This window comes from Nakamurella multipartita DSM 44233 (assembly GCF_000024365.1).
Taxonomy (GTDB): Bacteria; Actinomycetota; Actinomycetes; order Mycobacteriales; family Nakamurellaceae; genus Nakamurella; species Nakamurella multipartita.
In genome coordinates this window covers 1,879,001-1,898,834 of record NC_013235.1, presented here as the reverse complement: position 1 = coordinate 1,898,834, position 19,834 = coordinate 1,879,001, and the positions used below count along the sequence as shown (strand labels likewise).

Genomic DNA, 19,834 nt, shown 5'->3' with positions numbered 1-19,834 from the left:
CCGAAAGCTACGGTTCGGCAGAAGGGGAGCCCGCAGAAGGGAGTCCACGATGAGCCACGACGACTCGACCAGGAGGTCCGACCCGGACCGGGGTTCGAGCGGTTTCGCGGTCGGCATGACCATGTTCGCGGCCATCGCCCTGATGGTCGTCGGCCTGTTCCAGGCCCTCGAGGGGCTCATCGCCCTGTTCAACGACACCCTGTACGCGGTGGGCGAGAAGTGGGTCTTCGCCTTCGATCTGACCACCTGGGGCTGGATCCATCTCGTCGTCGGCCTGATCGTCGCGCTCGCCGGCTACTTCGTGCTCACCGGCGCCGTGTGGGCCAGGACGGTCGGCGTCATCATGGCCGTCCTGAGCGCCCTGCTGAACTTCGTCTGGTTGCCCTACTACCCGGTCTACAGCGTCGTGGTCATCGCTCTTGATGTGCTGGTCATCTGGGCCCTGATCGCGCACGGCCGCGAGATCGCGAGGTAGGCAACGCGGAGCGGTGCACCCGCGCCGCCATCACTTTTCCCGCAGGAACCGAACGTCGGAAGGATGGGCCATGACCGAAGTGGTCGAGCAAGCAGCGGTCGATGAGCTGGGACCGGTCGACTACCTGGTGGTCGAGTTCCCGGGCAGTGACTTCAAGGGCGAGATCCTCGGCGAGCTCGCCGATCTCGTCCAGCGCGGCATCGTGCGGGTGCTGGATGCGCTGATCATCGTCAAGGATCCGGACGGCAGCTACGAGGCGTTCGAGTTCGACAGCGCCGAGGTCGGCGAACTCGGCGAGATCCGCGGCCTGGAAGCCGAACTGGCGGAGCTGCTCAGTGCCGATGACGTCACCGCCGTGGCCGAGGCGCTCGAGCCGGGCAGTGCCGCCGGCCTGCTGGTGTACGAGAACCTCTGGGCGGCAACGTTCGCCAGCGCCGTTCGCCGGGCCGGCGGGCAGTTGGTGGCCAACGGCCGGATTCCCGTCCAAGCCCTGCTCGCCGCGATCGAGGAGGACCTGGACGACGACGGCCCACAGAGTTGAGCCCACAGATCTGACCCCCCCAGGTGGGCCCACCGCTGTCACCAAGGAGAGAACGATGCTTCGAGCAGGACGAGTAGGCCGGCGTGGTGTCCTGGGCCCGGTCGGTCGCACCACGGCCGCGGTGGCCACCACCGCCGTGGTCGCGCACGGCGTCCGCCGCCGCGGGGATCGGCGGGAGGACCGCCGGGACGACCGGGGCGACCGCCGGGAGGATCGCCGCGACCGCCGCTTCTGACCCTTAGGCGGCCGGACCGTCGTCGGTCGAGCCCGAAGCCGGCTCGGGCCGCGGCAGCGGTCCGACGAGGAAGGCGGCCACGGCGGGCCCGATCAGGCGGACCACCGCGTCGTCGGGCAGGTCGGCGATCGGCTGGAGCCGCCAGAGGTAGCGGGTCATGGCCAGCCCGACGAGTTGACTGGCCACCAGCCCGGCCCGCAACAGGCGCTCGTCGTCATCGAGTTCGCGGGCGACCACCCCGATCATGCTCTCGCGAAAGATGAGGCCGAGCCGGTCCAGGGCCACCGGTTCGTGCGCGGCGGTCAGGATGATCGAGCGCAGCACGGCGGCCGTGGCCGGGTCGTTCCAGGCGTCCAGCAACGTCTGCACCAGCGCCGATCCGCGCTGCGGCAGCGGCGAGGCGGCGACCACGGCGATGCGTTCGAGGTACCCGGGCGGCGGTTGCAGGCAAGCTTGCAGCAGCGCCGTCTTGTCCCGGAAGTAGTACGACACCAGCCGGGAATCGACGCCGGCCTCCCGGGCGACCGCCCGGAGCGTCGTACCCGCCCACCCGTGCTCGGCAAACGATGCCCGCGCCACGGTGACGATGCGGTCCAGCAGGACTCCTCGTTCCTGACTGGGGCCGCGGCGGCCGGCCGTCGACATGATCCCTCCGAAATTCGATCCAACCGGTTGCCGGTGCGTCCTGGGTCGTCCATACTTCCCCAGGCGAGGAAATTTAGCCAGCCACCACGCACCTGGGGGGTCGGATGGGCACCACGGTCAAGTCAGCCGGAATCGGTCCCGGCGAGCGCCGGCTCAACGGCCCGCAGACGACCGGTCGGGACTACCGGCAGTTGTCCGAACCGCGCTTCCCGATGACCACCGACGAGGACGTCGAGATCCGCGTGCGGGACGGGTCCCGGCTGTTCGCCGACGTGCACCGACCGGACGGGCAGGGCCGCTTCCCGGCCCTGATCTCCGCCTCCCCCTACCCCCGTCAGATCCAGAACCTCGGCGCCCCCTTGGGTTTCATCGAGGCCGGGGCGAGCGATTTCTTCGTACCGCGCGGCTACGTTCAGGTCATCGTGAACCTGCGGTCCACCGGTGGCTCGGATGGCACCTTCGGGTTCTTCGACGGGCAGGAGCGGCGCGACCTGCACGACATCGTGGAGTGGGCCGCCGCCCAACCCTGGTGCGACGGCGCGGTGGGCATGATCGGCATCAGCTACTTCGCGATGGCCCAGCTGGAAGCCGCGGTGGAAAAGCCGCCGCACCTCAAAGCCATCTTCCCCGTCGCCGTCACCCCCGACCTGTACGACGCGGCATACCACCACGGCCTGCTCAACGCCAGCTTCGACGCCCCCTTCATGTCCGCCATGGGCGTGACCTCCGGTCGCAGCGACGCCTTCTGGCGGGGCAAGCTGCTGGCCGCCGTCCGGCACATCCTGACCGAGCCGCCGATCCATGCCCGGTTGGCGCACATGAACGGTGAGGCGGCCGTCACCGGGCTCAAGAAGGTGATGCGGCTGCACTACGACGCGGTGCCCTGGGACGAGCTGTTCACCCAGATCGCCATCGAACACCAGGTTCGGGACGCGTTCTGGGACGACCGCAACGTGCTGCCCGGGCTGGCCGAGGTCGACATCCCGGTCTACCTGGGCTGCGACTGGCAGAACGTGCCGCTGCACCTGCCCGGCACCTTCACGACTTGGGAGGCGTTGCAGCACAACCCGAACGTGCGGATGGGCATGCTCGGCGAGTTCGGCCTCACCTGGCCCTGGGAGAGCCTGCACGTCGAGGCCCTGGCCTGGTTCGACCACTGGCTCAAGGGCCGGGACACCGGCATCATGGACGGTCCGCCGGTCCGCTACTTCCTGCCCGGGCTCGACGAATGGCGCACCGCGTCCACGTGGCCGCCCCCGGCGGAGCACCGCACCTTCGCGCTCGGCGCGAACGGGCAGCTCGGGGCCGGGCCGGGCACATCGGGTTCGCGGCGCTACCTGTGCGACGGAGGCGGGCTGAACCGGCTGCGCAACGCCAACCCGTTCCCGCTGCCGGGCCTGCTGAGCTGGGACTCGGCACCGTTGGATCAGGACACCGACGTGGTCGGCGAGATCGAACTGCGGCTGCGGGCGAGCAGCACCGCGACCGACACCGCCTGGATCGCCACCCTGCAGGACGTCGCCGCCGACGGCTCCGCCACCGACGTCACCGCCGGCTACCTGCGGGCCAGCCTGCGCGCCGTGGACGAGCCGGCCAGCCGGCCAGGGGCGCCGGTGCTGCCCTGCCGGGACCCCCGGGCGGTGCCGATCGGGACCCCGGTCGACTACCGAATCCCGCTGGTGCCCAACGCCCGCCGCTTCCAAGCCGGCCACCGCATCCGGCTCGTGCTGACCAGTGACGACCAGCCGGCGGACCGCCCGGCGATCATGAACTTCCGGCACACCCCGGTGGGCACCAGCGCGATCAACGAGATCTTCGCCGACTCGCAGCTGCTGCTGCCGGTGCTGACCCGCTCGTCCTAGCCCCACCGGCCCGAACGGTCAGCGCATCGAGGCCTGCAGGGCCCCGATGGCCATGGCGTGCAGCAATTCGGCCATCTGCTCGGGGCGCAGGCGGGCGCTGTGCGGGGTCGAGTTGATCAGCCCGAAGGTGGCATGGGCGGCCGAACGGGCGCGCGCCTCGTCGCCGCCCAGCGCGGCCCGGATCGCACTGATCCAGAGCTGGACGTACTCGCGCTGCAGCCGGCGCACGGTCTGCCGGTCGTCCTCGGACAGGCTGGCCAGGTCACGCAGCTGCACGGTGATCAACGCCGGGTGGGCCAGGGCGAACTCGACGTGCCAGTCGACCAGGCCGGCCAGGACCGCCTCGGGTCCGTCGGGGGTGGCGGCCCGCGCGCGGCGCTGCCCCTCGGACAGCAGCCGTTCGCTGATGCCCACCAGCATCTCCCCCAGCAACGCCTCCTTGTTCGCGAAGTGCTTGTACAAAGCCGCGCCCGAGGTGCCCACCGCCGCCCCCAACTCGTAGACCGAGACGCCATGGAAGCCGCGTTCGGCGAACAGTTCGGCGGCCACGGCAACGATTTGGGCGCGCCGCGAGGTGGGTGGCGCGACCGCCTTCGAGGGACCCGGCATCCCCGGAGTCTAGACGCCCGGGGTTATCAAGTGTTAACCTGCGGTCGGGCCGGTTAATGAACATTAACCCCGAGCCGCCGTCAGCAACCGCAAGGAGCACGATGATCGAGCTCTCCCCGGAGCACGAAGCATTCCGCGCGTCCGTGCGCGACTTCGCCGAGAAACAGATCGCCCCGCACGTCGCGCAATGGGACCGGGACCACTACTTCCCGGTCGACGTGGTCCGCAGCATGGGCGAGCTGGGCCTGTTCGGCCTGACCGCACCCGAGGAGTTCGGCGGCGCCGGAGCCGACGGCGATTTCACCGCACTGTGTGTCGCGATCGAGGAACTCGGCCGGGTCGACCAGTCGCTGGGGGTCACCCTGGAGGCCGGGGTCGGCCTGGGCATCAACCCGATCCTGACCTTCGGCACCCCCGAGCAGCAGCAGCTCTGGCTGCCCGACCTGGTCGCCGGCCGCACGCTCGCCGGCTTCGGCCTGACCGAGCCGGGCGCGGGGTCGGACGCCGGGGCCACCCGCACCAAGGCCGATCTCGTCGACGGCGAATGGATCATCAACGGGGCCAAGCAGTTCATCACCAACTCCGGCTCCTCGATCACCAGCCTGGTGACGGTGACCGCCCGCACCGGCGAACGCACCGGGGGCCGTCCGGAGATCAGCACCGTCATCGTGCCCGCCGGCACCCCGGGTTTCCTCGTCGAACCGGCCTATCACAAGCTCGGCTGGCACATCTCGGACACCCATCCGCTGACCTTCATCGACTGCCGCGTCCCGGAAAGCAATCTGCTCGGCGAGCGCGGTCGCGGGTACGCCCAGTTCCTGTCCATCCTGGACGACGGCCGGGTGGCGATCGCCGCGCTGGCCGTCGGGCTGATCCAGGCCTGCGTCGACCTGTGCGTCCAGTACGCCACCGACCGGCACACCATGGGCGGCCCGATCGGGCGCAAGCAGGGGGTCGCGTTCCCGATCGCCGACCTCGAGGTGATGCTGCACGCCTCCCGCGCACTGACCTACCGGGCGGCGGCCATGAAGGACGCGATGCTGGCCGGGCATCCGGGGGCGCCGACGGTGGCCCGGTTCAAGCACGCGGCGGCGGTGGCCAAGCTGTACAGCTCCGAATCGGCCGTGACCGCCACCCGGATCGCCACCCAGGTCTTCGGCGGCTACGGCTTCATGGAGGAGTACCCGGTGGCCCGCTTCTACCGCGACGCCAAGATCCTGGAGATCGGCGAGGGCACCTCCGAGGTGCAGCGGTTGCTCATTGCCCGCGGCCTCGGCCTGCCGGTGGAATGACGGGCGCCATGACCGATACCCCGACCCCCACCGCGGACGGCGGCCCGGCCCCGGTGGCGTCCCTGCCCGAACTGGTCGACGAACTGCGCACCCGGCTGGCGGTCGTGCGTCAGGGTGGCAGCGAAGCCGCCCGGCGCAAGCACACCGACCGCGGCAAGCTGCTGGCCCGCGACCGGGTCGACCGGTTGCTCGACCCGGGCAGCCCGTTCCTGGAACTGGGCGCGTTGGCGGCCTACGAGATGTACGGCGGCGCCGTCCCCAGTGCCGGCATCGTCACCGGCATCGGCCGGGTCAGCGGCCGCGAGGTCGTCGTGGTCGCCAACGACGCCACGGTCAAGGGCGGCACCTACTACCCGATGACGGTCAAGAAGCACCTGCGCGCGCAGACCGTAGCCGGCGAGAATCATTTGCCCTGCATCTATCTGGTCGACTCCGGCGGCGCCTTCCTGCCGATGCAGGACGAGGTCTTCCCCGACCGCGAGCACTTCGGGCGGATCTTCTACAACCAGGCCACGCTGTCCGCCCGCGGCATCCCGCAGATCGCCAGCGTGATGGGGTCGTGCACGGCCGGCGGCGCCTACATGCCGGCCATGTCCGACGAGACGGTCATCGTCCGCAACCAGGGCACCATCTTCCTCGGCGGGCCGCCGCTGGTGAAGGCGGCGACCGGCGAGATCGTCACCGCCGAGGACCTGGGCGGCGGCGACGTGCACGCCCGGATCTCCGGGGTCGTCGACCATCTCGCGCAGGACGACGCGCACGCGCTGGCCATCGTCCGCAGCATCGTGGGCACCCTGCACCGGCCGGTCGTGACCCCGGCCTACGACCTGGCGCCGGTGGAGGAACCGCACGAGGACCCGGCCTCGCTCCACGACGTGGTGCCGGCCGACACCCGCACCCCCTACGACGTGCGCGAGGTGATCCGGCGCATCGTCGACGGCAGCCGGCTGCACGAGTTCAAGAAGCTCTACGGCCAGACCCTGGTCTGCGGGTTCGCCCACATCTGGGGGCATCCGGTCGGCATCGTGGCCAACAACGGCATCCTGTTCAGCGAATCCTCGCTCAAGGGAGCGCATTTCATCGAACTGTGCAACCAGCGCGGCATCCCGTTGGTGTTCCTGCAGAACATCACCGGGTTCATGGTCGGCCGGCAGTACGAGAACGGCGGCATCGCCAAGGACGGCGCCAAACTGGTCACCGCGGTGGCCTGTTCGGTGGTGCCCAAGTTCACCGTCGTCATCGGCGGGTCGTTCGGCGCCGGCAACTACGGCATGTGCGGGCGCGCCTACGATCCCCGGTTCCTGTGGATGTGGCCGAACGCCCGGATCTCGGTGATGGGCGGCGAGCAGGCCGCGTCCGTGCTGGCCACCGTGCGCGGCTTCGACGACCCGCAGGAGGAGGAGGCCTTCAAGGCGCCGATCCGGGCCCAGTACGAGCAGCAGGGCTCGCCCTACTACTCCACCGCCCGGCTGTGGGACGACGGCATCATCGACCCGGCCGACACCCGCCGGGTGCTCGGCCTGGGCCTGGCCGCCGCGGCCAACGCCCCCACCCCCGCGCCGTCCTACGGCGTCTTCCGGATGTGAGCGCGATGACCACCCCGAGAACCCTGCGCACGCTGCTGATCGCCAACCGCGGCGAGATCGCGCTGCGGGTCATGCGGACCGCCCGGCGCCTGGGCATCCGTACCGTCGCCATCTACACCGAGACCGACGGCCAGGCCCCGCACGTCCGGGCCGCGGACGAGGCCTGCCGGGTGTCCAGCTATCTGGACATCGACGCGGTCGTGGCGGCCGCGCGAGCCGGCGGGGCCGACGCCGTCCACCCCGGCTACGGCTTCCTGTCCGAACGGGCCGCCTTCGCCCGGGCCGTCGAGCAGGCCGGGCTGACCCTGGTCGGGCCGTCGGCACAGGTGATGGACGCCATGGGCCGCAAGGACGCCGCCCGCGAGATCGCCGTCGCCGCCGGGGTTCCCGTCGTGCCCCGGGGTGAGGACGCCGGGTTCCCGATCCTGGTCAAGGCGGCCGCCGGGGGCGGCGGCAAGGGGATGCGGATCGTCCGGTCGGCCGGTGAGTACGACGAGGCGGTCGCCGCCGCCCGCCGCGAGGCCCGCTCGGCCTTCGGCGACGACACGATCCTGGTCGAGAAGTACGTCGAGCGCGGCCGGCACATCGAGGTGCAGATCATCGCCGACGGGCACGGCCGGGTGCTGCACTTGTACGAACGGGACTGTTCCACTCAGCGCCGGCACCAGAAGGTGCTGGAGGAGGCCCCCGCGCCGACCATCAGCCCGGCCCTGCGGGAGCTGGTCACCTCCAGCGCGGTCGCCCTGGCCCGGCACGTTGGCTACCAGAACGCCGGCACGGTCGAGTTTCTCGTCGACGACGCAACCGGGGAGGCGTACTTCCTGGAGATGAACACCCGGCTGCAGGTCGAGCACCCGGTCACCGAGGCGATCACCGGGCTGGATCTGGTCGAACTGCAGCTGCAGGTCGCCGCCGGCCAGCCGCTGCCGCTGACCCAGGCCGAGGTGACCGCCACCGGCCATGCCATCGAGGCCCGGGTCTACGCCGAGGACTCCTTCCACGGGTTCCTCCCCCAGGCCGGCGCCACCACGATCGTGCGCTGGCCGGCCGGCGTGCGGGTCGACCACGCCCTGGAATCGGGCCAAGTCGTCAGCACCGCCTACGACCCAATGCTGGGCAAGATCATCGCCTACGGCGCCGACCGGGAGGCGGCCCGCCGGCGGCTGATCGAGGCCCTGGACGGCACCGCCATCCTCGGGCTGACCACCAACACCGGATTCCTGCGGGCCCTGGTCGCCAGCGACGAGTTCCGCGACGCCGCCATCGACACCGCCTGGCTGGACCGCACCACCGTCCCCGAACCCGACCGGGACCGACCTCGGGTGCTGGCCGCCTGGGCCGGTGCCCGGCTGGCCGCGGGCACCGATCGGGGCCACCCGTTCCAGGCCGACGGCTGGCGCTCCGGCGGCGACCCGGCCCCGATCGTCGTCGAGCTCGACCGACCCGTCGTCGTCGACGTCACCCGGGGCCGGGTCGACGACCACGACGTCCGCGAACTGGCCGGGCCGGCCGGCACGCTCAGCCTGGAGATCGACGGCCGGCGGCACGACGCCGTGGTGGAGCTCGGCCCGCACCGGGCCGAGGTGTCCTTCCAAGGCCAACGGCACGTGTTCGAGCGGCCCGACATCTTCGGTGACCAGGCCGTGGCCATCGGCGACGGCACGATCACCGCACCGATGCCCGGCACCGTGCTGGAGGTCCGGGTCGGTCCCGGCGATCAGGTGCAGACCGGGCAGGTGCTGGTCGTGCTCGAGGCGATGAAGATGGAACTCGCGCTCAAGGCACCGTTCGCCGGAATCGTCGCCGGCCTGACCGCCGCGGCCGGCGCCCAGGTCGCCCTGGGCAGCCGGCTACTGGAGGTGCGCAGCCCCGATCAGCCGGTCTGACCGCTCGGTCTGCGCGACCGGGCCGGACTCATCGATCGGTCCGGACGACCGCGCCGTCGGTCGGGGCGGCGTCGTCCGCGGTGATGCCGGCCTTGCCGAACAGGCCGGACAGGTCCAGCCCGAGGCCCTTGGACACCTCGAACACCTGGTTGAGCATGGCCGGGGTGACCGCGATCGCCCGCTGGATCGCGCCGGAGCCGGTGGCCCCGCCGGACCCGGAGTCGACCACCACCATCTTCTCGATGTTCACGCCCTTGGCGATGGCCTCGGCCAGTTGCGGCAGGATCTCGATCAACTGCGGCAGCACGTTCTGCCGGGCCGCCTGGTCGGAGAGCTGGTTGAGCGCCTCGGCCCGCTTGGCCTGGCCCTCCGCCTCGGCACTCATCACCGCGCGGATACCGTCGGCCTCGGCCAGCCGCAGCGCCTTGGTGCCGGCCGCCTCGGCCTCCTTCTCGGTCTGCGACGCGCCGGCCAGGATGCTGCGGGCGTCGGCGTCGGCCTTGCCCTGCAATTCCCGACGGCGGGCGGCGGCGGTGGCCGCCGCGATGTCGGCGTCGCGCTGGCCCTCGGCCCGGGCGACCGCCGCGCGACGCTCGGCCTCGGCCGGGATGACGATGTCGGCCTGGACCGCCTTCTCCTTCTGCAGCGCCCGCTGGGCCTCGACCCCGATCTGGGCCTCGGTCCGCTCCCGGTCGGTCTGCACGCCGGCCAGCACCACGGCACGCTGCGCCTGAGCCTCGGCCAGCGGACCGGCCTGGCTGGCCCGCGCCTTGGCCGCGTCCACTTCGGTGGCGATGGCGGCCAGCCGCAGGTCCCGGGCCTGGTCGGCCTCGGCGATCTTGGTGTCGGCCTGGGCGCGGGCGACCTTGCCCTCCTGCTCGGCCGAGGCCGACTGGATCGCCGCGTCCCGTTCGGCGTTGGCCCGGCCGATCACCGCGTCCCGCTTGACCTCGGCGATCCGGCGCTGGCCCAGGGCGTCCAGGTAGCCGTTGTTGTCGGAGATGTTCTGGATGTTGAACACGTCCAGCTGCATGCCGATCGGCTGGAACGACTGCGCGGCCTCGTCCTTGACCCGCCGCATGAACTCCTCCCGGTTGCCGTTGAGCTCCTCGACGGTCAGCTGGGAGACGATGTTGCGCATGGTGCCGGAGACGATCTCGGTGAGTTGCGGCCGCAGGGTGTCCCGCGGAGTGTCCAGGTACCGCTCGGTGGACAGCGCGAACGCCTCCCGGCTGGAGGAGAACTTGACCTGGCCCACCGCGGTGACGCTGACCGGCACGTTGTCCTTGGAGTAGACGTCGACCACCTTGGCCTCGAGGTTGAACGGCTCGATGGACATGATGTTGACCTGCTCCAACAACGGCATCCGGAAGCGGGCGCCGCCATTGATGATTTTGGCCTCACCGCGACCGGTGAACACCGCCACCTTGTTCTTCGGCACCTTCACTTAATTTCTGGCGAAAATGGTGGTGATGGCCAGAATGACCAGCACCAGCACCACCGCCAGGATCAGCACCGTGCCCCAACCGGAGAAAAACTCCATGTCCCCTCACTTTCCTTTCGGGTTCAGCGGATCGGGATCGACCACCACGTGCTCGGCGGTGACGTCGACGACCAGCACGGCGGTGCCCGCGGGCAGCTCGCCACCATCGGCGGCCACCGCGAAGTCGGTCACCGGGGTGCCGTTGGGATCCAGAAACCGGACCAGACCGGTTTCCCCGGAACGGATTCCGAGGGTGACGTGACCGCGGCTGCCCAGGTACTGGGCCCGGCTGAGCAACGAGTTGGACTGCTGGCGCCACATCGGGACGAGCACGACCTGCCGGACGACCACCGCCATGATCAGGAACCCGCCGACGGCCACCGGCACGCTGACCCAGCCGGTCAGCCCGACGGCCTGCGCGCCCAGCCCGAAGGCACCGAAACCCGCTGCGGCACCGAGGATCACCCGGGTCGACAGCCACGACGGGCCATCCGTCTCGACGTGCCCGGCCGGACTATCGTGCGCCGATTCGGCGTCGTGCGCCGGCCCGACGTCGTGCGAGAGGTCGCCGGCGCCAAAGAGTCCGAAGACCAGGGCGGCGATCAGCAACAGCACGCTGACCAGCAACACCCCCAGGTAGACCGCGGAAAGTGGGTCCATCCGACCTCCCTTTCAGCGGTACCCGACAGCGATGCCGATTGAATTCGGCCGATCAATGTCCGCGACTCACCACAACAAAACCGGTCGGCGTAGCATCCCCATGAACGCGGCGACCATGTGTGATTCGTCTTTTACTTTATCATACGAATCGATCCGTCCGGCCTGACCGGCCACGATCGGGCCCGAATGACCCGCGCCGCAATAGTTTCCACATCGGTCCCCGCCCTGCCGCATGCCTGGCCCCTCCCCCGGTCACCTGACTGGCCGAGCTGTACCCCACCGCGCCGCCATCCACACTTTGTTAGCGTGCGGCGTGCGAGTGACCGCGGGACGACTGTTGACGGCCGCCGACCTGGCGGCCACCTGCCTGTTCGCCATCGAAGGGGCGATCGTCGCCCGCTACGCCGACCTGGACGTCTTCGGCATCCTGGTGATCGGCTTCGTCAGCGCCCTGGTCGGCGGGATCATCCGGGACGTGCTGATCGGCTACACCCCGCCGGCCTCCCTGCGCAGCGCGATCTACCCGCTGACCGCCTTCGTCGGGGCGGGCGCCGTGATCGCCCTGGACCAGTTCGTCGAGCGGGTGCCGGTGGCCCTGTTGCAGTTCACCGACGCCGCCGGGCTGGCCCTGTTCGCCGTCGTCGGGGCGACCAAGGCGGTCGACTTCAAGATCAACGGCTTCGTGGCCACCCTGCTCGGCGCGGTCTCCGCGGTCGGCGGCGGGGTGGTGCGGGACCTGCTGCTCAACGTGGTGCCGGGCATCCTGCGCCAGGACATCTACGCGGTCGCCGCCCTGGCCGGAGCCGCGGTGACCGTACTGGCCCTGCGCTGGCGCATGCCCCGCGCGGCCGCCATGAGCATCGGCTTGGCCGTCTGTTTCCTGCTGCGCATCGTCAGCGTCTGGCAGGGCTGGCACCTGCCCCGGCTGTGAGTCAGGGGCTGAGTCAGGGGCTGCGCCAGCGCTCCCAGGCCGCCTGCCGGGACGTCCCGGCGAGGTCGGCGACCCCGGCCCAGGAGCCCCGTTCGGCGATCGACCGCGCGGCCACGCCGACCCCCTGCCCGACCACCCCGGTCATCCGCAGCAGGTGCGCGAACGCATCCGGGTCGGCCCGCCGGGCGAGCTCGGCCACCACCGCCTCGGCCAGCTCGGCCAGCTCGTCCGGGGTGGCCTGGGTGAGGTCGGGCCGGTCGATCACCGCGCCCCCTTCCTGGTGCATGCCGATCGATCGGTTCGACCATGCCGCACCAGCGGGCCCGGCTCAAGCCGCCGCGTCGAACCGGTCCCGATAGACCGCCTGGTGGGTGCCGCCGGGCGAGTCGAAGTCCAGCCGCCACCGCGAGCCCGGCCAGACGAAGTCGACCACGCCGGACGCCGGCCGGTAGGCCGCCGTGTAGAGGGTGCCGAACGCCTCGTCGAACCGGGTGTTGTACAGCGGCGGCCGCAGGAACGCCCTCACCGTGTCCGGGTGACTCGGCCGCCGGCCGAGCAGGTCGAACAGCGCCTCCTGCCGCTCGACGCTGCGGAAACGAGCCGCATGCTCGGGATCGAGCGGGACGGTGCCCCGGTGGTTGGTGCTCGCCCGCAGGTCGAACCGCTCGGGCGGCCGGCCGGGCTGCACCAGCACGGTGACCGCCTCGTGCCGGTCCATCAGCAGCAGGTTGTAGGCCATGTGCACCGGCACCCGGTCCAGCATCGACACCGCCTCGGCCACCGAGCCTGCCGTCTGCAGCAGGTAGCGGACGACCAGCGGGATCCCGAAGCCGGATCCGGACCCCCGTTGGCCGGCGAAGGTGAGCGAGACGGCCAGGCCGTCCTGGTTCATCCCGTCCAGAAGGCCCCACAGGCAATCACTCGTGCCGATCACCCGGCGGTCGTCGAAACAGCTGGAATAGATGGTCCTTTCGGACAGGTTCGGGTGGTAGTCGTAATTGCGGACGAGGACCGGATCGGGCCCGGGGACGGCCACCTGGGAGCAGGCGGGCGCGAACGCGGGCGGGTCCCAGAGGGTGAGCATGCGGGCCGCGGTCGGGTCGTCGCCGGTCAGGTCGACCAGTGCCGACCAGGTGGGAACCAGCTCGGGCATGAACCGCTCCAGCGCGGCCCGGGCGGCCGGCAGACTCGGCCGGGCCGCGTCCCCGTCCTGCAGGTACCAGGCCCGGTACCCGGGCCACAGGGCGTCGAAGAGGTGGCGCCAGCGCGGGCCGGGCCGATCCTCGCGAATCAGGTAGTGCGTCAGTTCGGGCATGCGTCAAGGCTGCCCTGACACCTGCCTCCTGTCAAGTTCACCCTGACAGCCGGTCACCGGTTGAGCCTTGCCAGTGGGTCAGTCACCCTTGACCAGCCGCTGCTCCACCCGGTCGGCCACGGCCAGCAGGTACGGCACCCGATCCACCCGAGCCCGGGCGTTCGGCGAGTCCGGCCCGTGCCGGGCGATCGCCTCGGCGATCCGGTACGGCACCGTCATCCGCCGCCCGCCCGGCCCCACCGTCTGGTCGGCGTAGGTCAGCGCGTCCGACAACGGTGAGTCCTCGAACACGAACTCGGCCATCTGATCGGCGAAACCCCGTTCGACCGGCACGAACCGCGCCCCGGAATGGTGCGCCACCAACGCCACCAGCCTTGGGTCCCACCCCTTGTCGCGCAGGTACAGGGCCCCGTCCAACGGATGGAACCCGGTCCGCCGGATGATCGGCGAATAGCCGATGTCGTGCAACCAGGCGGCCGACACCAGCAGCGGCCGATCGCCCCGCGGTACCACCGGGGCGATCTCCTCGGCCCGGTGCGCCACCCCCTGCGTGTGCAACCACCGCTCCAGGAAGGGTTTGCGGAGCAGCCTTTTGGCCAGCCGGCGGGCCGCCGACACGAGTTCACGGTCATTCGGCGTCACGCCGGCCAGCCTGGCTCAGCCGGATGAACGCCGGGCAAACTCACGATGAGCTCGTCGCCGGGCGCGGACCGCCCGGCGAACGCGGACCGGTCACCGGGGATCCGGCCGGCCGGGCCGGCGCGCGGAGGCCCGCAGATGCGCCCGCTCGCCCTGCGTGCCGAACAGGCTCAGGATCTCCACCGCCTGGTTGCCGGCCGGCTCGAACCAGTGCGGCACCCGGGTGTCGAACTCGGCGGCCTCCCCCGGCGTCAGGATCAGGTCGTGCTCGCCGAGCACGAGCCGCAGGCGCCCGTTGAGCACGTAGAGCCATTCGTAGCCCTCGTGGGTCTGCGGGTCGGGCGGGCGGCGGGCACTGGCCGGGATGACCAGCTTGTAGGCTTGGATGCCACCCGGCCGGCGGGTGAGCGGCACCATCGTCATCCCGTGCCGGGTGACCGGGCGCAGATGGATGCGCGGGTCGCCGGTGGGCGGGGCGTCGACCAGTTCGTCCAGGCTGACCCCGTAGGCCTTGGCCAGCGGCAGCATCAGCTCCAGCGTCGGCTTGCGCGAGCCCGACTCCAGGCGGGACAGCGTGCTCACCGAGATCCCAGTGGCCTCGGCCAGGGCGACCAGGGTGGTCTCGCGCTCCCGCCGGAGCGCCCGCAACCGCGGTCCGACCGCCTGCAGTGCCTGTTCGGTGTCGTCTGCGGGGTCGGCATTACTCATCCCTCCACTTTGCCACTACAGCAAACATGTTTGTCAATCTCCGGCCCGGGCGGTCATGGTGGGTGACATGGACGAGCGATATGACGTAGTGGTGGTCGGCGGGGGCGCCGCCGGCCTGAACGGTGCCCTGATGCTGGGTCGGTCCCGGCGATCGGTGCTGGTGGTCGACGCCGGTGAACCCCGCAACGCACCGGCGGCGGCCATCCACGGCCTGCTCGGCCGGGAGGGGATGGCCCCGGCCGACCTGCTGGCCCGCGGCCGGGCCGAGGTGGCTGGATACGGCGTCACCTTGGCCACCGGGTCGGTGACCGACATCAGCCGGGAGCATGAGGGCTTCGTGGTCCGATGCAGCGATGCCCGCTCGGTGGCGGCCCGCCGGCTGCTGATCACCACCGGGGTCGTGGACGAGCTGCCCGAGATCGACGGTCTGCGTGCGCAGTGGGGCACCGGAGTGCTGCACTGCCCGTACTGCCACGGCTGGGAGGCGCGGGACCAGGCCATCGGCGTGCTGGCCACCGGCCCGATGTCGATCCATCAGGCCCTGCTGTTCCGCCAGCTCAGCGACGACGTGGTGTTCTTCACCCATGGGTCCGACCCGACACCGGAAAGCCGGGACACCCTGGCGGCGGTCGGGATCGGCGTCGTCGACGGGACGGTCGCTGCGGTCGAGGCGGCGGACGGCCGAGTGAGCGGCGTCCGGCTCGGCGACGGCACCGTGGTGGCCCGGAAGCACCTGGTGGTGGCCAGCCGCCCGGTGGCCCGGGCCGACTTCCTGCGTGGGCTGGGCTTGGAGCTGGTCGAGCACCCGTCGGGCGCCGGCCAGCACCTGCCGGTGGATGGGATGGGACGCACCGAGGCCGCCGGGGTGTGGGCGGCCGGCAACGTGACCGAACCGTTCGCCCAGGTCGGCGCGGACGCGGCGGCCGGCGCGTTCGCCGCGGCGCAGATCAACGCGGATCTGGTCTTCGAACAGACCCGGCTCGCCGTCGCGGCCGCCCGGACCGAGCCCGCCCACCACTAAAGTCCTGGTCCATGGCAACCCTGGTCTCGTTCCACGCCCACCCCGACGACGAATCGATCTCCGCGGCCGGGATCGTGCGCCGGGCCGCCGACCAGGGGCACCGGGTGGTGCTGGTGTTCGGCACCCGCGGCGAGATGGGCGAGGTGCAGGACGGGTTCCTGGCCGATGGTGAGCCGCTCTGGCAGCGGCGGGTGGCCGAGACGCTGGCCTCGGCCGAGATCCTGGGCGCGGCCCGCGTCGAGTTCCTGCCCTACATCGACTCCGGGATGATGGGCGAGCCCAGCAACGAGGACCCCGCCTGCTTCTGGCAGGCGCCCGTCGAGGACGCCGCACGCCAGCTCGCCGACCTGCTGGTGCAGGAGTCGGCCGACGTGCTGACCGTGTACGACGACAACGGCGGTTACGGGCACCCCGACCACATCCAGGTGCACCGGGTCGGGGTGCGCGCCGCCGAACTGGCCGGCACCGCGCGGGTGTACCAACTGACCAGCAACCGCGAGCACATGCTGCGGGGCTTCGACATGTTCCAGGCGCAGGCGGCGGCGGCCGGCATCGAACTGCCCGACGTCAGCTCGGCTCCCGCCGAGATGGGCAAGCCGGAAAGCGAGATCACCGCCGCCTTCGACGTGTCCGACCTGGTCGAGACCAAACGCGCCTCGATGCGCGCGCACGCCAGCCAGATCGCCGACAACTCGTTCTTCCTCACGATGCCCGACGAGGCGTTCGGCTACGTCTTCGGCACCGAGTGGGCGATCCGGGACGGGCAGGGTCCGGGCATCACCGAGACCGACCCGATGGCCGGCCTCTGACCGTCGCCGGTCGCCGCCGGCGCACCATCCGCCGGACCGGCCGGAAAATGCGCTGCACTGGCTGCCGGGATCGGCCATGCTGACTCGGCCGCGCGGCCGACCACGCGGCCCGACAATCCCGAAGGTGGTGACACAATGCCGACAAAGCTTGCCCCCAAATGCATCTCGTGGGCATCGATTCTCGACGAGAATGCCCGGGAGCAGGCCGTCCGCACCAGCTCGATGCCGTTCGTCTTCCCGCACCTGGCCCTGATGCCGGACGCCCATCTGGGCAAGGGCGCCACCGTCGGATCGGTGATTCCGACCCTGGGCGCGATCATCCCGGCCGCGGTCGGGGTCGACATCGGCTGCGGCATGATCGCGGTCAAGACCGCGTTCACCGTCGACCAGGTGCGCGACGCCGGACCGCTGGCCCGGCTGCGGACCCGGATCGAACAGCTCATCCCGCTGTCCGCCGGCCACCACAACCGCAGCCTGGACGTCGGCCCGAACACCCGCGGCTACCTGGACGAGCTGACCGACCTGGCCACCTTCGATCCCGCGCGGCATGCGAAAAGTTGGGCCCAGCAGCTGGGTTCGCTCGGCTCGGGCAACCACTTCATCGAGGTCACCGCCGACGAGGCGCAGACCGTCTGGCTGTTCCTGCACTCCGGATCCCGGGGCGTGGGCAACCGGATCGCCCAGCACCACATCGGTGTCGCCCAGCGCTACACCGAGAAGCACTGGATCCAGCTCCCCGACCGGGATCTGGCCTACCTGGTGGAGGGCACCGCCGAGTTCGACCAGTACATCGAGGAACTCACCTGGGCCCAGCGGTTCGCCTGGCTCAACCGTCGGGAGATGATGGACCGGGTCGAGCTGGCCTTCGGCGAGCACCTGGGCACGCCCGTCGAGCCGGTGGAGACCATCGCCTGCCACCACAACTACACCGCGCGGGAAACCCACTGGGGCAAGCCGGTGTGGGTCTCCCGCAAGGGCGCCATCGACGCCCACGCGGGCGTGGACGGGCTGATCCCGGGGTCGATGGGCACTGCCTCCTACGTGGTGCGGGGCAAGGGCAACCCGGTGGCCCTGCACTCCTCGCCGCACGGCGCCGGACGGGAGCATTCCCGGTCGGCGGCCCGCCGGCTGTTCACCCGGGACCAGCTCCGGGCCCGGATGGCTGGCATCGAGTACCGGGACACGGACGCGTTCATCGACGAGATCCCCGACGCCTACAAGTCGATCGATGTCGTCATGACGGATGCGGCCGATCTGGTCGAGATCCGGCACACGCTGCGCCAGCTGGTCAACGTCAAGGGCGACTGACCCGGGACTCCACCGGCGGCCGGCGACCGGTGGAATAGTGCGCGCTCCGGCGCGGTTGCCCTGGGTGACCGCGCCGGGGCTCCGTGCCCCGGCGTTTCCGATCCGAGGAGACGCCGCCCGATGACTTCGCTGTTCGATCCCATCACCCTGCAGGAGCTGACGCTGGGCAACCGGATCTGGCTCTCGCCGATGTGCCAGTACAGCGTGGAGCGGCAGGACGGGGTGCCGACGGACTGGCATCTGGTGCATCTGGGGTCACGGGCGGCGCTGGGCTACGGCCTCATCCTGACCGAGGCCACCGCGGTCACCCCGGAGGGCCGGATCAGTCCCCAGGACACGGGCCTCTGGAACGACGAACAGGTTTCGGCCTGGCGCCGGATCGTCGACTTCGTGCACGGCCAGGGCACGGCGATCGGGGTCCAGCTGGCCCACGCCGGCCGCAAGGCCTCCACCTACGCGCCGTGGCTCGGCCAGAACTCGGTGCCCGCGCCGGAGGGCGGCTGGCCGACCGTGGCCCCGTCCGCGGTGGCGTTCGGCGACTACGCCCGGCCGACCGCGCTGACCCAGGCGCAGATCGCCGACCTGGTCGGCAGTTTCGCCGACGCCGCCCGGCGGGCCGACCAGGCCGGCTTCGACGTGGTCGAGGTGCACGCGGCGCACGGGTATCTGCTGCACCAGTTCCTCTCGCCCCTGGCCAACACCCGAACCGACCAGTACGGCGGCTCGTTCGACAACCGGGTGCGGCTGTTGCTGGCCGTCGTCGACGCGGTGCGCGCCGCCTGGCCGGCCGGCAAGCCGCTGCTGGTCCGGATCTCGGCGACCGACTGGATCGACGGCGGCTGGAGCGTGGCCGAGAGCACCGAGCTGGCCGGCCGGCTGCGCGAGCACGGGGTCGATCTGATCGACACCTCCTCCGGCGGACTCGACCCGGCCCAGGAGATCGCCGTCGGCCCCGGTTACCAGGTCTCGTTCGCGCGGGACGTGCGCACCAAGGGCGCCGTCGCCACCGGCGCGGTCGGGCTGATCACCGAACCCGCGCAGGCCCAGGCCATCCTGGACGAGGGCTCGGCCGACGTCGTGCTGCTGGCCCGGGCGGCGCTGCGCGAGCCGGCCTGGCCGCTGCGGGCCGCCCACGAACTGGGGGTGCCCCGGGATGAGGCGCCCTACCCGCCGCAGTACGTCCGGGGCGCCTGGCGGTAGCCGAGCCGGCTCAGCCGATCGGGCCGGTCAGGTACCGCTGCAGGGTCGGCGCGATCGCCGTCACCACCTGCTCGACCGGCGCCGAGGCCAGGGGCTCCACCCGCACGATGAACCGGGCCATCACCAGCCCGATCAACTGGCTGCCGACCAGGCTGGCCCGCAGCTCCGGGTCCGGGGCCGCGATCTCACCGACCAGCCGGCCGAGCAGCTGATCGGTGACGAACCGGCGCAGCAGCACCGTTGATTCCTCGTGCGAGACCGCCGACCGCACCAGGATGACCATCGGGTTGGGCTCGCCGGGGCGGTCCCACGCGGTGAGCAGCCGGCGCAGCAGCCGCTCGCCCAACCCGTCCGCTCCGGCGTCGAGCACCCCGGCCAGCACCAGGTCCGGGTCGACCATCGGTTCCATCGACGCCCGGAACAGGCCGGCCTTGTCCCCGAACCAGTGCCGGATCATCCCCGGGTCGACACCGGCCTCCACCGCGATCGACCGGAACGACGCACCGCCGTAGCCGCGCTCGGTGAAGGCCCGGCGGGCGGCGGCCAGCACGTCCGCCCGGGTGGTGCGCTCACCGGCCGGCCGGCCCGGCCGGCGCACCGGCTGATTCACCGGCTGATTCACCGGCTGA

The 19,834-nt window shown here is 71.3% G+C and carries 21 protein-coding genes; 12 read left to right on the top strand and 9 right to left on the bottom strand.

Features of this window, described 5'->3' with window-relative positions; all coding sequences use genetic code 11:
• Positions 1-49 precede the first annotated feature (49 nt).
• The 3 genes from NAMU_RS08660 (at position 50) to NAMU_RS29145 (ending at position 1,251) form a co-directional block, all read left to right on the top strand.
• The gene (locus tag NAMU_RS08660; RefSeq protein WP_015747029.1) at positions 50-475 is read left to right on the top strand and encodes a DUF7144 family membrane protein; all 426 of its coding nucleotides are present in this window, start codon (positions 50-52) and stop codon (positions 473-475) included.
• A 70-nt stretch (positions 476-545) separates the two neighbouring features.
• Positions 546-1,016 carry a DUF6325 family protein gene (locus tag NAMU_RS08655; RefSeq protein WP_015747028.1) on the top strand — a complete coding sequence of 157 codons (471 nt, stop codon included), beginning with the start codon at positions 546-548 and terminating at the stop codon, positions 1,014-1,016.
• A gap of 55 nt (positions 1,017-1,071) precedes the next feature.
• Positions 1,072-1,251 carry a hypothetical protein gene (locus NAMU_RS29145; RefSeq protein WP_015747027.1) on the top strand — a complete coding sequence of 60 codons (180 nt, stop codon included), beginning with the start codon at positions 1,072-1,074 and terminating at the stop codon, positions 1,249-1,251.
• Between the two features lie 3 nt (positions 1,252-1,254).
• Here NAMU_RS29145 and NAMU_RS08650 read toward each other — a convergent pair whose 3' ends face one another.
• On the bottom strand, positions 1,255-1,896 hold the full coding sequence (locus NAMU_RS08650) for a TetR/AcrR family transcriptional regulator (protein ID WP_015747026.1): 642 nt from the start codon (positions 1,894-1,896) through the stop codon (positions 1,255-1,257).
• Positions 1,897-2,000: 104 nt separating this feature from the next.
• Between NAMU_RS08650 and NAMU_RS08645 the strand changes: the two genes are divergently transcribed.
• Complete coding sequence (locus NAMU_RS08645) at positions 2,001-3,758, top strand: CocE/NonD family hydrolase (protein WP_015747025.1); 1,758 nt, start codon at positions 2,001-2,003, stop codon at positions 3,756-3,758.
• 18 nt (positions 3,759-3,776) lie between these two features.
• Here the strand turns inward: NAMU_RS08645 and NAMU_RS08640 are convergent, their stop codons facing one another.
• Complete coding sequence (locus NAMU_RS08640) at positions 3,777-4,367, bottom strand: TetR/AcrR family transcriptional regulator (RefSeq protein WP_015747024.1); 591 nt, start codon at positions 4,365-4,367, stop codon at positions 3,777-3,779.
• A 101-nt stretch (positions 4,368-4,468) separates the two neighbouring features.
• Between NAMU_RS08640 and NAMU_RS08635 the strand changes: the two genes are divergently transcribed.
• From NAMU_RS08635 to NAMU_RS08625, 3 genes are read left to right on the top strand one after another with little or no spacing between them, the layout of a single operon-like run.
• Positions 4,469-5,659, top strand: a complete 1,191-nt coding sequence (locus NAMU_RS08635; protein WP_015747023.1) for an acyl-CoA dehydrogenase family protein — start codon at positions 4,469-4,471, stop codon at positions 5,657-5,659.
• Positions 5,660-5,667: 8 nt separating this feature from the next.
• On the top strand, positions 5,668-7,245 hold the full coding sequence (locus NAMU_RS08630; protein ID WP_041368615.1) for a carboxyl transferase domain-containing protein: 1,578 nt from the start codon (positions 5,668-5,670) through the stop codon (positions 7,243-7,245).
• Between the two features lie 5 nt (positions 7,246-7,250).
• Positions 7,251-9,131, top strand: a complete 1,881-nt coding sequence (locus NAMU_RS08625; RefSeq protein WP_015747021.1) for an acetyl/propionyl/methylcrotonyl-CoA carboxylase subunit alpha — start codon at positions 7,251-7,253, stop codon at positions 9,129-9,131.
• 28 nt (positions 9,132-9,159) lie between these two features.
• On the opposite strand, the gene NAMU_RS08620 is transcribed toward NAMU_RS08625, so the two are convergent.
• Together NAMU_RS08620 and NAMU_RS08615 are read right to left on the bottom strand one after the other, a co-directional pair.
• Positions 9,160-10,578 carry a flotillin family protein gene (locus NAMU_RS08620; RefSeq protein ID WP_015747020.1) on the bottom strand — a complete coding sequence of 473 codons (1,419 nt, stop codon included), beginning with the start codon at positions 10,576-10,578 and terminating at the stop codon, positions 9,160-9,162.
• Between the two features lie 102 nt (positions 10,579-10,680).
• Complete coding sequence (locus NAMU_RS08615; protein ID WP_015747018.1) at positions 10,681-11,274, bottom strand: hypothetical protein; 594 nt, start codon at positions 11,272-11,274, stop codon at positions 10,681-10,683.
• A 337-nt stretch (positions 11,275-11,611) separates the two neighbouring features.
• Between NAMU_RS08615 and NAMU_RS08610 the strand changes: the two genes are divergently transcribed.
• Entirely contained in the window at positions 11,612-12,205 is a 594-nt protein-coding gene (locus NAMU_RS08610; protein WP_217180791.1) for a trimeric intracellular cation channel family protein, read from the top strand.
• Between the two features lie 13 nt (positions 12,206-12,218).
• Here NAMU_RS08610 and NAMU_RS30405 read toward each other — a convergent pair whose 3' ends face one another.
• The 4 genes from NAMU_RS30405 to NAMU_RS08590 form a co-directional block, all read right to left on the bottom strand.
• Positions 12,219-12,491, bottom strand: a complete 273-nt coding sequence (locus tag NAMU_RS30405) for a hypothetical protein (RefSeq protein ID WP_217180790.1) — start codon at positions 12,489-12,491, stop codon at positions 12,219-12,221.
• A 42-nt stretch (positions 12,492-12,533) separates the two neighbouring features.
• On the bottom strand, positions 12,534-13,520 hold the full coding sequence (locus NAMU_RS08600) for a C45 family autoproteolytic acyltransferase/hydolase (RefSeq protein WP_015747014.1): 987 nt from the start codon (positions 13,518-13,520) through the stop codon (positions 12,534-12,536).
• A 78-nt stretch (positions 13,521-13,598) separates the two neighbouring features.
• On the bottom strand, positions 13,599-14,162 hold the full coding sequence (locus NAMU_RS08595) for an HD domain-containing protein (protein ID WP_015747013.1): 564 nt from the start codon (positions 14,160-14,162) through the stop codon (positions 13,599-13,601).
• A gap of 90 nt (positions 14,163-14,252) precedes the next feature.
• Positions 14,253-14,867, bottom strand: coding sequence for a helix-turn-helix domain-containing protein (locus tag NAMU_RS08590; protein ID WP_015747012.1), 615 nt, complete (start codon positions 14,865-14,867; stop codon positions 14,253-14,255).
• Positions 14,868-14,934: 67 nt separating this feature from the next.
• On the opposite strand from NAMU_RS08590, the gene NAMU_RS08585 reads away from it, so the two are divergent.
• The 4 genes from NAMU_RS08585 to NAMU_RS08570 all read left to right on the top strand — a co-directional run bounded on the left by NAMU_RS08585 (position 14,935) and on the right by NAMU_RS08570 (position 19,205).
• Positions 14,935-15,888, top strand: coding sequence for an NAD(P)/FAD-dependent oxidoreductase (locus NAMU_RS08585; protein ID WP_015747011.1), 954 nt, complete (start codon positions 14,935-14,937; stop codon positions 15,886-15,888).
• A gap of 11 nt (positions 15,889-15,899) precedes the next feature.
• A complete protein-coding gene (locus NAMU_RS08580) occupies positions 15,900-16,697 on the top strand; it encodes a PIG-L family deacetylase (RefSeq protein ID WP_015747010.1) in 798 nt (265 codons plus the stop codon).
• Positions 16,698-16,832: 135 nt separating this feature from the next.
• On the top strand, positions 16,833-18,005 hold the full coding sequence (locus NAMU_RS08575; protein WP_015747009.1) for an RtcB family protein: 1,173 nt from the start codon (positions 16,833-16,835) through the stop codon (positions 18,003-18,005).
• 120 nt (positions 18,006-18,125) lie between these two features.
• Positions 18,126-19,205, top strand: a complete 1,080-nt coding sequence (locus NAMU_RS08570) for an NADH:flavin oxidoreductase/NADH oxidase (RefSeq protein ID WP_015747008.1) — start codon at positions 18,126-18,128, stop codon at positions 19,203-19,205.
• Between the two features lie 10 nt (positions 19,206-19,215).
• Here NAMU_RS08570 and NAMU_RS08565 read toward each other — a convergent pair whose 3' ends face one another.
• Positions 19,216-19,827 carry a TetR/AcrR family transcriptional regulator gene (locus NAMU_RS08565; RefSeq protein WP_217180789.1) on the bottom strand — a complete coding sequence of 204 codons (612 nt, stop codon included), beginning with the start codon at positions 19,825-19,827 and terminating at the stop codon, positions 19,216-19,218.
• Positions 19,828-19,834 lie beyond the last annotated feature (7 nt).

Excerpts from the sequence above, each read along its gene's own strand:
- NAMU_RS08625 (WP_015747021.1), top strand. The coding sequence starts at position 7,251 with ATGACCACCCCGAGAACCCTGCGCACGCTGCTGATCGCCAACCGCGGC.
- NAMU_RS08590 (WP_015747012.1), bottom strand. The coding sequence starts at position 14,867 with ATGAGTAATGCCGACCCCGCAGACGACACCGAACAGGCACTGCAGGCG.
- NAMU_RS08575 (WP_015747009.1), top strand. The coding sequence starts at position 16,833 with ATGCCGACAAAGCTTGCCCCCAAATGCATCTCGTGGGCATCGATTCTC.
- NAMU_RS08660 (WP_015747029.1), top strand. The coding sequence starts at position 50 with ATGAGCCACGACGACTCGACCAGGAGGTCCGACCCGGACCGGGGTTCG.
- NAMU_RS08615 (WP_015747018.1), bottom strand. The coding sequence starts at position 11,274 with ATGGACCCACTTTCCGCGGTCTACCTGGGGGTGTTGCTGGTCAGCGTG.
- NAMU_RS08645 (WP_015747025.1), top strand. The coding sequence starts at position 2,001 with ATGGGCACCACGGTCAAGTCAGCCGGAATCGGTCCCGGCGAGCGCCGG.
- NAMU_RS08580 (WP_015747010.1), top strand. The coding sequence starts at position 15,900 with ATGGCAACCCTGGTCTCGTTCCACGCCCACCCCGACGACGAATCGATC.
- NAMU_RS08630 (WP_041368615.1), top strand. The coding sequence starts at position 5,668 with ATGACCGATACCCCGACCCCCACCGCGGACGGCGGCCCGGCCCCGGTG.
- NAMU_RS08640 (WP_015747024.1), bottom strand. The coding sequence starts at position 4,367 with ATGCCGGGTCCCTCGAAGGCGGTCGCGCCACCCACCTCGCGGCGCGCC.
- NAMU_RS30405 (WP_217180790.1), bottom strand. The coding sequence starts at position 12,491 with ATGCACCAGGAAGGGGGCGCGGTGATCGACCGGCCCGACCTCACCCAG.
- NAMU_RS08600 (WP_015747014.1), bottom strand. The coding sequence starts at position 13,520 with ATGCCCGAACTGACGCACTACCTGATTCGCGAGGATCGGCCCGGCCCG.
- NAMU_RS08635 (WP_015747023.1), top strand. The coding sequence starts at position 4,469 with ATGATCGAGCTCTCCCCGGAGCACGAAGCATTCCGCGCGTCCGTGCGC.
- NAMU_RS08585 (WP_015747011.1), top strand. The coding sequence starts at position 14,935 with ATGGACGAGCGATATGACGTAGTGGTGGTCGGCGGGGGCGCCGCCGGC.
- NAMU_RS08570 (WP_015747008.1), top strand. The coding sequence starts at position 18,126 with ATGACTTCGCTGTTCGATCCCATCACCCTGCAGGAGCTGACGCTGGGC.
- NAMU_RS08650 (WP_015747026.1), bottom strand. The coding sequence starts at position 1,896 with ATGTCGACGGCCGGCCGCCGCGGCCCCAGTCAGGAACGAGGAGTCCTG.
- NAMU_RS08655 (WP_015747028.1), top strand. The coding sequence starts at position 546 with ATGACCGAAGTGGTCGAGCAAGCAGCGGTCGATGAGCTGGGACCGGTC.
- NAMU_RS29145 (WP_015747027.1), top strand. The coding sequence starts at position 1,072 with ATGCTTCGAGCAGGACGAGTAGGCCGGCGTGGTGTCCTGGGCCCGGTC.